Annotated in this window: 12 protein-coding genes and 1 pseudogene; 10 read left to right on the top strand and 3 right to left on the bottom strand. The window is 38.0% G+C overall.

The window, feature by feature from the left end:
- Positions 1–267 precede the first annotated feature (267 nt).
- From OO773_RS08980 to OO773_RS08970, 3 genes are all read right to left on the bottom strand, one after another.
- Positions 268–600, bottom strand: a complete 333-nt coding sequence (locus OO773_RS08980) for a hypothetical protein (RefSeq protein ID WP_050780217.1) — start codon at positions 598–600, stop codon at positions 268–270.
- Between the two features lie 514 nt (positions 601–1,114).
- Positions 1,115–1,612, bottom strand: a complete 498-nt coding sequence (locus tag OO773_RS08975; protein WP_264828551.1) for a site-specific DNA-methyltransferase — start codon at positions 1,610–1,612, stop codon at positions 1,115–1,117.
- Positions 1,605–3,905, bottom strand: coding sequence for a DNA methyltransferase (locus OO773_RS08970; protein ID WP_040499233.1), 2,301 nt, complete (start codon positions 3,903–3,905; stop codon positions 1,605–1,607). Before OO773_RS08970 ends, OO773_RS08975 begins: the two co-directional genes overlap by 8 nt.
- Between OO773_RS08970 and OO773_RS08965 the strand changes: the two genes are divergently transcribed.
- The 10 genes and pseudogenes from OO773_RS08965 to OO773_RS10150 all read left to right on the top strand — a co-directional run bounded on the left by OO773_RS08965 (position 3,896) and on the right by OO773_RS10150 (position 12,045).
- A complete protein-coding gene (locus OO773_RS08965; RefSeq protein ID WP_034376404.1) occupies positions 3,896–4,273 on the top strand; it encodes a hypothetical protein in 378 nt (125 codons plus the stop codon). The genes OO773_RS08970 and OO773_RS08965 overlap by 10 nt on opposite strands.
- A 975-nt stretch (positions 4,274–5,248) precedes the next feature.
- A pseudogene (locus tag OO773_RS08955) lies at positions 5,249–6,043 on the top strand (RNA-guided endonuclease TnpB family protein); the annotation flags it as partial.
- Positions 6,044–6,609: 566 nt separating this feature from the next.
- The gene (locus tag OO773_RS08950) at positions 6,610–6,894 is read left to right on the top strand and encodes a hypothetical protein (RefSeq protein ID WP_050780177.1); all 285 of its coding nucleotides are present in this window, start codon (positions 6,610–6,612) and stop codon (positions 6,892–6,894) included.
- 21 nt (positions 6,895–6,915) lie between these two features.
- Complete coding sequence (locus OO773_RS08945; RefSeq protein WP_050780176.1) at positions 6,916–7,458, top strand: hypothetical protein; 543 nt, start codon at positions 6,916–6,918, stop codon at positions 7,456–7,458.
- 145 nt (positions 7,459–7,603) lie between these two features.
- Positions 7,604–7,777: a hypothetical protein gene (locus OO773_RS08940; protein WP_155729038.1), complete on the top strand. Its 174-nt coding sequence runs from the start codon at positions 7,604–7,606 to the stop codon at positions 7,775–7,777.
- Positions 7,778–8,929: a phosphoribosylamine--glycine ligase gene (gene purD / locus OO773_RS08935; protein WP_264828550.1), complete on the top strand. Its 1,152-nt coding sequence runs from the start codon at positions 7,778–7,780 to the stop codon at positions 8,927–8,929.
- Positions 8,877–9,023 (top strand): phosphoribosylglycinamide synthetase C domain-containing protein, encoded by a 147-nt coding sequence (locus OO773_RS08930; protein ID WP_264828549.1) that lies wholly within the window; start codon positions 8,877–8,879, stop codon positions 9,021–9,023. Before purD ends, OO773_RS08930 begins: the two co-directional genes overlap by 53 nt.
- Before the next feature lie 6 nt (positions 9,024–9,029).
- Positions 9,030–9,449, top strand: a complete 420-nt coding sequence (locus OO773_RS08925; protein ID WP_006564272.1) for an RDD family protein — start codon at positions 9,030–9,032, stop codon at positions 9,447–9,449.
- A 3-nt stretch (positions 9,450–9,452) separates the two neighbouring features.
- Positions 9,453–11,717 carry an LPS-assembly protein LptD gene (locus OO773_RS08920; protein WP_247599795.1) on the top strand — a complete coding sequence of 755 codons (2,265 nt, stop codon included), beginning with the start codon at positions 9,453–9,455 and terminating at the stop codon, positions 11,715–11,717.
- A 1-nt stretch (position 11,718) separates the two neighbouring features.
- On the top strand, positions 11,719–12,045 hold the full coding sequence (locus tag OO773_RS10150) for a hypothetical protein (RefSeq protein ID WP_406600080.1): 327 nt from the start codon (positions 11,719–11,721) through the stop codon (positions 12,043–12,045).
- Positions 12,046–12,172 lie beyond the last annotated feature (127 nt).

The raw sequence follows: 12,172 nt of genomic DNA, 5'->3' as shown, positions 1-12,172 counted from the left end.
TGGCTTCATTGCATCCATAAAAATTTCCTTGCCATCTGGCTTTTGGCGATAAACAGAGTCTATAGGATCTTTATTGATTTGACTGTTGAGTGCTTTTAAAGAATAGCGATCTTTAGAGGGCTCAAAAATAAAGGTCAGCTAATCAATAGATTTTCCTCCCGTCCAATAATCTTCACGAAAGTGTAGAATAAAGGCCTCTTTTTTAAACTCCATATTGATTTCTGATAAATCAAAATCTGAATGTAACATCAAACAAGAACCCGGATACTATTTAGAATCTTTGGCAAATCCAAAACATGCAAAATCCACACCTATCCGAGCTATACGCCCGTCATCATTATAATACCCTGCTCTGTAACCACGCACCACAACCCCACAATAAAGGGTTTTACCTATGAGCGCTTGGCTTCTCTCCACTACAAATTGTGGACTCCATAGTATATCGTCTGGATCGCCAGTAGCGATTTTTTTTGCAAAACTCTTTGCTTGCTTGATCACAAAATCACCATATTGTGTACTGCAACTCCCCCAAGCAAGATTAGCCAAGACTAACAAAAGCCCTAAAAAAGTACCCGCTTTGTGTAACGCTGTTTGATTCATCGTCTGCTCCTTGCAATATCCCCTGTTGTAAACATTGATTGCATTTAGAGTATAACGATTTCTTAAATGGCTAAAGATTAACCACTAGTACCTCTCTTTTGTATCTAAACCCTCATGAGAGTACAAAATAAGAGCCCCTTATTTAGAACCCTCTAAAATCCAAAACACATGCTGCTTGTTTTTATGTTGCCACGATAATGATCATCTATCTCCTCTACACCTGGTTTATAGGTGTGCAAGACAAAACCGGCTTGTTCTCCTGTATTAATGCCACATTTCCGCAAAACTCGTACCCACAATCTACCATCAATCTGACAACATCGCCAACGACATTTGTTTCCTTCTTATTGACGGTAAAATCACTGATCACGATAGAACAGTTGATTCCTGAGTAACTTAACAACGCGTGGGGGTTCAAATTCAGTTGGTTCAGATTTATTTTGCTCTCCTAAACAAAAATATACTAAAAGCAACAAGAGTCCTAAAGAAAGATTTATTCTATGTAACATTGTTTTTACTCCTTGCAAGATCCTCTTTGAGCGCAAATTTCTATCTCTGATTTATTTTTTAGAATATTGTAGTAGGGTGGGGAGGTAACTACATAATCCACGCTATCCTCCTGCAACTTTTTCACTAAATCTAAATTATGGCCCAAAATATACTGGTAATGGTCCTGTTGAATCGCACCCAGTGCACTTAATCTATCTTTGGCTAACTGATAATACTCTTTACTCAAATCAAACCCAATACCATATCTCTCTAAGTTGTAAGCAGCAATTAAACTTGTCCCACTACCACAAAAGGGATCCAAGATAGTCATGTGTTTCTTTGTAAAAAGCTTGATGAGTTTTTCAATGTCTTTAACTAAAAAAGGTGCAGGATGTTTGAAAGCCTCCTTATCAAGCCCACACTTTTCACTAAACCAAAAGCTAGAAGTTAATTTGAGCCATTCCTTACCCGTTAAATCATTTAAAGTGTTGCGCTTATCATACTTTCCTTCTGCATTACCCATCGATTGCCTTTAGATAGGTAGCTAAGTTTGGATTCTTGGTATGATTTAAGTTATCCACATCGCTATAGGTGATATATTTCCAGTTGTGATCTTTTATCACCTTTCTTGTTAATGTGTCTTTGAGTCTGAGTAATTCATTTTTTCTAGCATCAGGAATCACAATGATTTTATCTACATTGTCATCTAGCACAGAAGCCCTATGTAATGCTGTGACGATATTAGTTGAATTCTCAACCTCAAATATGCACTTGATTTTATTATTTTTGATGAATATAAGATCAATCATTTCTGCTCGACTTACAAAGTATTCTTCTTGATTTAGGTTTAAAACTTCTTGCAAATTTAGGACATCACAAATACTCCTCAAATGAATCTCTTGCCCTTTAATCGTAATTTTTTCTGGCTGTTCTCTCTTACCCACATAAATCTTATAACCAAGTTTTTTGCCTATGTTGCCAATATAGTAAATGTATTCTGTGTGTTTGGTAGCTTGCAAGACACCTTCTGCATTTTTGTTATAAACATAGCCACCACTTGATTTAAGGGCGAATTTTTTTAAACTTGCTTGGATACTGCTCTCTGTGAGTGTCAGACCATTAGGGAAGTTTTTGTAGATCGCTGCAAGTGCATCATCTAGTGTGATCAACGCTTTTGTTTTAAGCTCATACAGTATCACCTTATCTACTCGATCGCTCAATGGAACATGGTAAAGGGAAATATGCTTATGGGGCTCTTTTAACCACCATAGTCTATCTGCTTTGGTAGCTTTGCCACGATCTGTAATGATAAAAGTCTTTCCAATTTCAGCAGACAGAGCTTTTTTAATATCGCCATCGCAATCATGGCTAAAGATATAGCCACTACTTGTAATTTCAGCTAGTATGGCGTCAAATAAAATGACAAAAGGAGTGGGTTCGTTTCTAGCAGAAATTGCTCTTATGCCTATCTTTACTATCATTTCGTTAAGATTATCTAAAGATTTGCTTTTATCTAGAGATGCAATTCTTTTGATGCATCTGATGTAAAAATCTGTACCAGAAGTCCCGTATGGATTTGCCACAACAGACTCTCCACTACGCCTATTTTTCTGGTGGATCACCTTCTCTATGATAAAACCCGCATCTTGCAAGCTTCTGATGAAACAATTCCATATCTGGATATTTTTATTGTGGAATGTGATAACCATTTTTCCCCCATCTTTAAGTACTCTGTGTAGTTGTTTTAGAGCATTTGTAAATCTTATGCCATAATTTTTCAAGTCAAACTTTTTATTGATTGTGATCTCGCCATTAAAATCGATCTCTCCAAATTTAACATCGTATTTCTTCAGCCAAACTAACCACAGATAAGACAGATCAAAATACTGCACAAGTCCGCCATAAGGTGGATCTGTCAATATAAAATCCACCGAATTCTCACCAACATAGTCTGCTAGAGTCAAAACATTAACACTCCCATATTTCAAGCTAAAGGCATTGTCTAACTTCCTTTTATCTGCATAAGTAACCCTTTTGAGCTTGATTTTGCTTTTATCTATGTAGGTATTTGCACATTTTAAGGCACTTTCAACAGACTGTTTCCCAAAACAACTATGATAAAAAACAATGAGTGGATTTTGCTCCATCTGCCTACTAGAACACACATAGGCACTCCTGCCCCAGCTTGTGGAGAAGTTTCTACATGCCTGTTCTCTTCTTGGTATGTTCATTTTACAACATAGATGTGTTGTCATCAAAAAACCAAATACTAAAAACTTCTTGATGTTCTCATCTTTAACTTCTAGAATTTTACTAAATAGCAACGATAGGGCATAAAGATTTCTCTCCGTCCAAATAAATTTGAAATTGTTCCCTCCTATTTTTTCAATAAAATTTGCCGTGAATGAATCACTATCTAAAAATTTTTCGTCTATATAGTTCAATCCTAATTTTTGTAGATTAATTGTTTTTGCAAACAATAGCGCTTCTAAATCTTGCTGTGTCCGCGCTCTCCGCGTACTATTTTTAAATTTATGTTTTTTGTATTCGCTCAGACACACTTCGTAAATCTCGTTTTTATCGTATTTGACATTGTGGATAATGCCATCATACTCCCACAATTTTTTATAATATTCATCGTCTCTCACACCAGCAACAATTTCTAACGCTACTTTCTTAAAACTATCATGATCAAAATCTGAAGTATAAACCTCAATAAAAAATGAACTCAATGGATTTAGATCGAAACAAATGGCCTTTCTATTAGCTCTTAATGCTTCGATTGCAGACATCCCACTACCACAGAATGGGTCCAAAAATACGCCATAAAGATAAGGCCACTAAGGAGTATGTAGATTATATACAAATCGCTGATCCAAGAGCTTATAACTCACACCTATTGTCTAATTTGACACTAGGATCGCTCATTGTTGTCATTAAACAAAACCATTTGCAAAATTTGATTTTTGACTTTAGAAAACACAGACTAAACTTTAGAGACTTCTGCCATCTTAACAAAAAAGTAGATTCAAAACTGCCTAACTACCATGAGGTCAATATTGTTTTAGATCTGTTCTCTAGCCTTAGAAACGCTTGTTTTCACTGGGAGAATTTAGCAAAGCAAGGATCAAAGAAAGCATTGCCTATCCTAGACTTTCTGCTTGCGCGCCAAGTAGTGGCATAAATCATCCTGGACGGATTGTAAGCCTTGCATATGAAAAGATTGAATATTTTTTAGAGTTTTTATTGCATTTAAGGCACTTTCAACAGGCTGTTTCCCAAAACGGCTAATCAAAAAAAGTATGAAACAAGAAAAACCGAAAAAACTGAAAACTGAAAAATAAAGAAACCCTCAAAGAGAGCCGGGGGAGCGCCCCGATTTAACTTCACAGGTATTCTTACACAGACACCATAAAAGATACCTTAATTCTGGTGCAAGCTTTTGTCTCATACACCGTGTTGGTCTTTTCTATTTACAAGTCCCCACAACCGCTTTCAACTTCCAAACTTGGACTTTTACTAAACTTTTATCGTAAATTTGAAATTGTTCCCTCCTATTTTTTCAATAAAATTTGCCGTGAATGAATCACTATCTAAAAATTTTTCGTCTATATAGTTCAATCCTAATTTTTGTAGATTAATTGTTTTTGCAAACAAAAACCGCCCCGTTTTTTCGTCTTTGAAAACCTTTACCTTTTCCTCTCTTGTGATTTTGCTAAGAGATTTTGTTTTAATATCTTTGGCGTAAGATAAAATATATTCGTGGTTTTTTTGCAATGCTGATACATCGTTTTGTGCGTTCCCCTTAAGCCAAACAATGTTTCCTACAAAATTCTCTCTTCCAAAAATCTCATCGCAGAGTACTTTAAGGCTTGGTAGCTAGGCAGTCTACCAATTTCTCCTCCAAGAGTATCCTACTTTAACGACTATAGCACAAAGCCTTTAGCATGCGCCTTACAAACCCACTTCACACACGAAACTATCAAGTTGCTTAGCTCGTGTCATCATTTTTCCTACCCCCCTTGGGGATTTGATAGGCTCAAATTTGGCCATTTTTTCAAATGGCTTAGGCTATTGCTAGGAGCTTTGATAAGTTCTTAGCTCTCTAGTTGTCATTAAACAAAACCATTTGCAAAATTTGATTTTTGACTTTAGATTGGATAAATACTATCTCTCTATAAGCTATGAGGATAATGAGCCTGAACCTAAACCCACAACTATCAGAAAAGCTGTGGGTTTAGATATGGGTTTAGAGTCTTTAGTCATCGCCAGCAATGGCGTGTTCTACCCATATAAAAAGTTTTTCCAGAATCTACAAACCAAACTCACTAAAGCGCAAAGGAGATTGTCTAAGAAACTAAAAGGTTCTAATAATAGAAAAAAACAAGCTAAGAAAGTGGCACAAATCCACGCTTCTATCAGGAATAGCAGAGAGGACTACCTACATAAAATCAGTAATGAGATAACCAATCAATACGATTTGATAGCAGTAGAAACCTTGAAAGTTAGGAATTTGGTCAAAAACCACAAACTCGCTAAGAGCATTGCCAATGCCAGCTGGTCTAGGCTCATTAGTCTATTAGAATATAAGGCTGGTTGGAAGGGTAAAACCCTTATCAAAATTGACCAATACTTCCCTAGCTCTCAAATCTGCTCGACCTGTGGGAGCAACACAGGTAAAAAGCCACTGCCTATTAGAAATTTTATCTACCCTTGTTGTCAAACATACCACCACAGAGACCTAAACGCTAGCATCAATATCAGAAACTATGCTTTGGGAATGCTAGATGAGCGACACGCTATCAAGGTAGATAAAACTAGGGTAGGGATTACCCGAAGTTACGCTTGTGGAGATTCCGCTAACGGGGCTGTAACCAAGTATGGCTACATACTGGATACTGCTAGTTATGGATCGTTGAAGCAAGAAGCCCACCCGTCTTTAGCGGGTGGGTGATTCACTACCCTAGTTAATGATGTAAGAAATATTTGGCAAGATTATGCCAATAGCATTGGCAAAGATATAAATACCGCCATTCAAGAGGCTTTTACAAATCTAAGCAAAAAGAAACAAGACTTCACTACATGGCTTTTTGACTTCAAGGGAGAGAGTGATAAGAAGTTTCAATACATTATGGATTTGGCTAACCGCGAGAAAGAAAGAATCTTAAGAAATCTCAATTATGGGGAGGAGGTGAACATGGATAATTACTCTGTGGTGTTTTCTTTGGTGTGATCTTTGTCTTACTCCTCTTAATACTTCCTTTTGTGGCGGAGCTTTTTGGCAAAATGGGCGCTTTTGCTTGATTTAGCTGGATTTATAGGAGATAGCGCTATTTCTTTTTAATTAGCTGTACTTTTGGCGGATTTAGTGCTTACAGGCTAATCACTGCTAGAGGGTGTAAAAGCATATCTTAAAGTTAGGATAAAATTAGAGTTTATTTTTAACTTAGGGCATGGTATGATTGGGGCCTTTAGAGAGCCAGTGGCGGCTTATAAATTAAAGTAAGAAAGTTTTTGGTCGTGGGTATTTGTATTTTTTGTGGGCAAAAGGCGGGGTTTTTAAGGCGTAAACACAAGGAGTGCCAAAGAGAGCACCTAGAGGGTCAAAAAGCTATTCAAGATATAATCAGTGATCATTACACCAAACAAGCTACCAGTCCAGAGGATTTAAAAAATCTACAAGGACGCATCCAACAAATTGCCCAAGGAAGTTTTATTGATCAATCTTTGCAAAGAAATTTGCTTATTAAGGGGGTTGAGGCTGCTATCCAAACAGCCCTTGAGGATGGGCTTTTAACTGAGTAAGAGGAAGAGGGCGTTTTAAAATTGATCGCTTTTTTTAATCTCTCTCAAGAGGATTTAGACTCCAATGGCTACTATGCCAAGCTCAAACAGGGCTCAATTTTAAGGCATGTCTGTGAGGGTGTGATGCCTACAGGAATTAACATTATAGGCGATTCTTTGCCCTTTGTGTTTATGAAAAATGAAAAATTGATTTGGGCAGAAAATGGGGTTCAGTATTTTGAGATGAAAACTGTGAGTTCGTATGTGGGAGGATCTCAGGGTGTGAGTCTAAGAATTGCTAAGGGTGTGTACTACCGCGTAGGGGCATTTAAGGGGCATAAAATCCAAGAAGAGCAGATGTCTTATGTAGACACTGGCTTATTAGCTATCACCACCAAGCACCTTTATTTTTGTGGAAAATCTAAGAGTTTGAGAATTCCCTTTGCTAAACTCATCTCTATCACGCCCTATTCAGACGGGATTAGTGTCCATAAAGATGGGGTAAGAGCTAAACCACAGATCTTTATCAATGGTGATAGTTGGTTTCTTTATAATTTAATTAGCAATATCCACAACCTAGATTGATACTTTCCAACAATAGATACCCCCCCAAAATCAGAGTATAAAACCCTTAGCTAGCGCCTTAATTTGCTTAGCTAAAGCTAGAGCTGCTATTGGATAGCACACTTAAGTAAAATTTAGTATAATGGCGCCAAAGCCTGGGCGATGCGTGTTTCTTAAAATGGCAAGTTCTTTTATCCATCTTTGTGAGGCTGTCAGTAGTGGTTTTGGTGTGATGGGCATCTGGTATTTGCCCCCTAAAGAGATCCTCTTGGCCTCTTATAGCTTCTTTGAACTACGCACACAAGTAACGGTCGTTTGGGTGATCAAAAATAGGGCGTAAATGAAGAAAAAAATTTTAATTATCGGGGGCGGAGCGCGCGAGTATGCTTTGGGGCGCAAATTAAAAGAGGATACGCGCATAAGTGAGCTGTATTTTTGCCCGGGCAATGGTGGCACACAAAGCATTGGCGAGAATATCCCCTTAGAAGAATATACCCAAATTGTAGATTTTGCCCTGCAAAAGGGTGTTGATTTAGTTGTAATTGGACCTGAAGAACCTTTAGTGGGGGGTTTGGCTGACATGCTTAAAGAATCCGGTCTTGCTGTTTTTGGCCCTAGTAAAAAGGCTAGTATCCTAGAGGGTTCTAAAAGTTTTACCAAAAATCTAGCCACACAATATCATATCCCAACAGCCCCTTACTGTATTGTGCGCGATCACACTCTAGCACAAGAACAGGTTGCCGCTCTAGGCTTTCCATTAGTGGTTAAAGTTGATGGACTTTCTGGAGGTAAGGGCGTGGTGGTGGTCCAGAGTGAAGAGGAATACAAACAAATACTGGGGCAACTTTTATTGCAAGAAAAACACTCAAAAGTGCTAGTAGAACAATATTTAAAAGGTTTTGAACTCTCTATCTTTGCTCTGGTGCACCACCAAAACTATCTTCTTTTACCCCCCTGCCATGATTATAAAAAACTCACCCCAGAGGGGCCAAATACGGGCGGAATGGGGGCTTTCGCGCCTTCAAGTTTATGTGATGAGGTTTTAAAAAACAAGATTGCAAGCCAAATTATAGAGCCTGCATTAAAAGCAATGGTAGAGGCGGGCACGCCTTTTATAGGGGTGCTTTATGCGGGGATTATGGTAGTTGAACAAGAGGGGCAATTAGAACCTTATTTGCTTGAGTTTAATGTCCGTTTAGGAGACCCTGAGTGTAGTGTGCTTTTACCTTTGTTAAAAACGCCTCTGTTAGATTTATTGGAGGCAACTTTGGAGGATCGTTTGGATACAATAGAATTAGAATTACACCCCCAACATACACTAGGTGTTGTACTGGCTTCTAAAGATTATCCTTATAAAATTTCTGGGGGGCAAAATGTTTATATTGATCCCATGAATGAAAAAAATGCCCATTTGGATTTAGGCAAAATTGTACAAGAAAATGGGGTATTTTTGGTTTCTGGGGGGGGTGTGTGTGTGCGTGGGTTGGGGTAAATCGCTGAGTGAGGCTAAAAACCACGCTTACAACTTAGTTAAAAAGGTACAATTTGAAGGCATGCAGTTTCGCGAAGATATTGGATCACTTTAGAGGCGCATGGAAGCCAAACTAGAAGAACGACTCTATAAAGAACATCTTGTAATTGCCCCTTTTTCGTGGCGTGTGGGGGCTTATGGGGTGGATTTAGTTTGGGTGAGCTTTCTAAGTTGGGATTTGCACCCCTATTTGCCTTTACACCCCATTTTTTTACGCTTTCTGTGTGCTTTCTTTGGTTTGCATATTCTTTATGAAAGTTTATTGATGGGCTTTTTAGGTAACAGTATTGGTAAGTTAGTTTTCCACTTGCGTATCTTAGATGTGAGCAGTTTAGATAAACCCCCATTTCTTGCGCGCATGAAGCGTTGTTTGTATAAAGAGGCGTTGCTATTTTTTCCTTTGGCTTATTGCTTTAAGGATAAATTTGGCCGTACTTTCCATGACCGGCATGCCAAGACTTTGGTTATTGTGTCTAAATGAGTGTTGTGGCGCGGTACTTTTATCATTCTTTTATTGCTAGGTGTACTTTTTAGCAAGCAACAAGTAGCCGTGCAAAAATTTAATAAGAAAAACCATAAGATTTTTGAGTTATTAGCCGATCGCGTGGATTCTAAAAACAATATTGTAGTGGCCACTGGGCATGCTGTTTTGCTTAATTATGATGTCTACATTCTAGCCGATCGCGTAATCTATGACACCCAAAAGAAAGAAGCCACAATAGATGGGCATGTTAAGGTTTATCGTGGAGAGGGGCTTTTAGTACAAAGTGAGCATATCAAGATTAAATTAGATAAAAAATACGAACTCATCTTTCCCTTTTATGTACAAGATAGCGTTACAGGGATTTGGATCAGCGCTGATATTGCCCACGCCAAACAAAATAGATACAAGATTAAAAACCTCACAACTTCAGGCTGTGATATTGAAAACCCCATTTGGCATGTCAACGCTTCTTCCGGCCATTATAATGTGGATAAATCCCACCTTTCTCTTTGGAATCCTAAAGTTTATTTGGGGCAAATCCCCATATTTTATTTTCCCTATGCCTTTGTTTCTACCAGTAATAAGCGCTCTAGCGGCCTACTCTATCCTGAATTTAGTGATTCAAACTTAGCCGGTTTTATCTATCTACAACCTATCTACATCGCCCCTAAAAATTCTTGGGATATGACTTTGGTCCCTCAAATCCGTTCTAAACGCGGGTTAGGAATAAATTTTCAAGCCCGTTGGATTAATTCCCATCAAGATAAATTTTTATTTAACATGCGCTATTTTAGAAACTACAACGCCTACACTAGAAAATACGATTTGCGTAACCAAAATATCTACGGGCTTGAAATGCTCAATGCAAGCCGCCAGACTTTGCAAAAATATTTTGGACTCAAAAAGTCTTTAGATAATGCCTCCTATATAGATTTTCTCTATATGAATGACTTAGACTATGTGCGCTTTGAAAAGGTCAATAAACGCATCACTGATGCGACCCACATGTCGCGGGTTAATTACTATGTCCAAACTAATAACCACTTTTATGGCTTTTATCTCCGGTATTTTTTAAACCTTAATAAGATTAATAATAATGAGACCTTCCAATCCCTGCCTAATTTGCAATACCACAAATATTTAAACACTTTAGGCTGGAAACACCTCCTTTACTCTTTAGACTACCAATTCCACAATGTGGTGCGCCCAGTGGGTTATGGCTATGTACAAAATACGATCAATGTACCTTTAGGGTTGCAATTTTCTCTCTTTAAAAAATACCTCTCTGTGGGGCTATGGAATACGATTGATTTGAGTAACTTAGCCATTTTGAATCAAAAAACCAGCTATATTCCCCAAGTGGGTAATCAATCCAGAGAATTTGGGAATTACTTTTCTAGTAGCTATGCTCTCTACCTTAATAGCGATTTAGCGCGCGAATACCATAAACTTTTGCACACAATCCAGCTACAAGCTGTACTAAGCGGGGCCTATTACACCTTTGCAAATGGGCTATTTAACTCTAATATGTACACCCTTAGCGCTCTAGCCCAAAATAGCTACACGAATGATACCCTTACGCAGTATGACTACCAAAACCACCTTTATGATGCTGTGTGGAATCCCTCTTTACTCTTTAGCCCAAACCCCTCTAATAGCCAACTTTATTTAAATCTCACCCAATATCTTTATGGGCTCAATGGGCAGGAATTGCTCTACTGGCGTATCAGTCAGGTACTTGACTTTGCTAATCCTACCTCTATTGCTCAGAGTCCTATGGAAAGTAAGATTGGCTTTTCCCCTTTAAGAGGTTTGGATATTTATGGCACAATTTTTTACTCTTGGTTTTATAACAGCCTAACTGAGGCCTCTATTAATGCAAACTACACCCATAAATTTTTAAGCGCCAACATTTCTTACTACTTGAAAAAGAATTTTAATGAAACTGCCCTTGATAAAATTTCCACTAACAACTCTAACTACATCAAAGCAGGCTTGAGTAATGATTTTAGATGGTTTTCTCTCATGACATCTGTGGGTTATGATATTGAAAATAATGTCGTACTTAATTGGAATATCGGGATTTTTAAAAAGATTCGCTGTTTTGGATTTGGCTTAGAGTTTGTTAACCAGCGCCGCCCTGTATTAACAAGTAACCCAAGCGATCCTTTAAGGGTTTATGAAAATAACTATGTCAAGTTTACCTTAGATTTTTCTCCAATCACTAAAACTAGTTTGACCTACCGCTCATTAAGGAGGAGATAATATGGGTAATTTAGTAGATACTTTCATGTTTGCTAGCCCTGAAGATGCGCTTAACCAGCTCATGAATGAAATCCTCATTCGGCATTTAGACACCAAAAACGCTGTGGTGCTTGTTACCAGTCTGAAAGGGTTAAAATTTGCCCATGCACTCTCTAAAAAACTAGGGACGGCTTTAGATTTTCTCTTTACAGCTCCTATTTATGCCCCCTTAAACCGCGAATGTGAGATTGCATTGGTGAGTGAAAACATGGGTATTCTTATGAATGAAAATCTGATTAACTCTTTTGAAATCACTTTAGACTATGTTTATGGCGAGGCTAAACAGTAGCTATGCTCTCTACCTTAATAGCGATTTAGCGCGCGAATACCATAAACTTTTGCACACAATCCAGCTACAAGCTATACTAAGCGGGGCCTATTACACCTTTGCAAATGGGCTATTTAACTCTAATATG

Origin of the sequence: Helicobacter suis HS1, assembly GCF_026000295.1 — a bacterium.
GTDB classification, from domain to species: Bacteria; Campylobacterota; Campylobacteria; order Campylobacterales; family Helicobacteraceae; genus Helicobacter; species Helicobacter suis.
This window is presented reverse-complemented; position numbering and strand designations above follow the sequence as displayed.

Excerpts from the sequence above, each read along its gene's own strand:
- OO773_RS08980 (WP_050780217.1), bottom strand. The coding sequence starts at position 600 with ATGAATCAAACAGCGTTACACAAAGCGGGTACTTTTTTAGGGCTTTTG.
- OO773_RS08975 (WP_264828551.1), bottom strand. The coding sequence starts at position 1,612 with ATGGGTAATGCAGAAGGAAAGTATGATAAGCGCAACACTTTAAATGAT.
- OO773_RS08965 (WP_034376404.1), top strand. The coding sequence starts at position 3,896 with ATGGGTCCAAAAATACGCCATAAAGATAAGGCCACTAAGGAGTATGTA.
- purD (WP_264828550.1), top strand. The coding sequence starts at position 7,778 with ATGAAGAAAAAAATTTTAATTATCGGGGGCGGAGCGCGCGAGTATGCT.
- OO773_RS08930 (WP_264828549.1), top strand. The coding sequence starts at position 8,877 with ATGGGGTATTTTTGGTTTCTGGGGGGGGTGTGTGTGTGCGTGGGTTGG.
- OO773_RS08925 (WP_006564272.1), top strand. The coding sequence starts at position 9,030 with ATGGAAGCCAAACTAGAAGAACGACTCTATAAAGAACATCTTGTAATT.
- OO773_RS10150 (WP_406600080.1), top strand. The coding sequence starts at position 11,719 with ATGGGTAATTTAGTAGATACTTTCATGTTTGCTAGCCCTGAAGATGCG.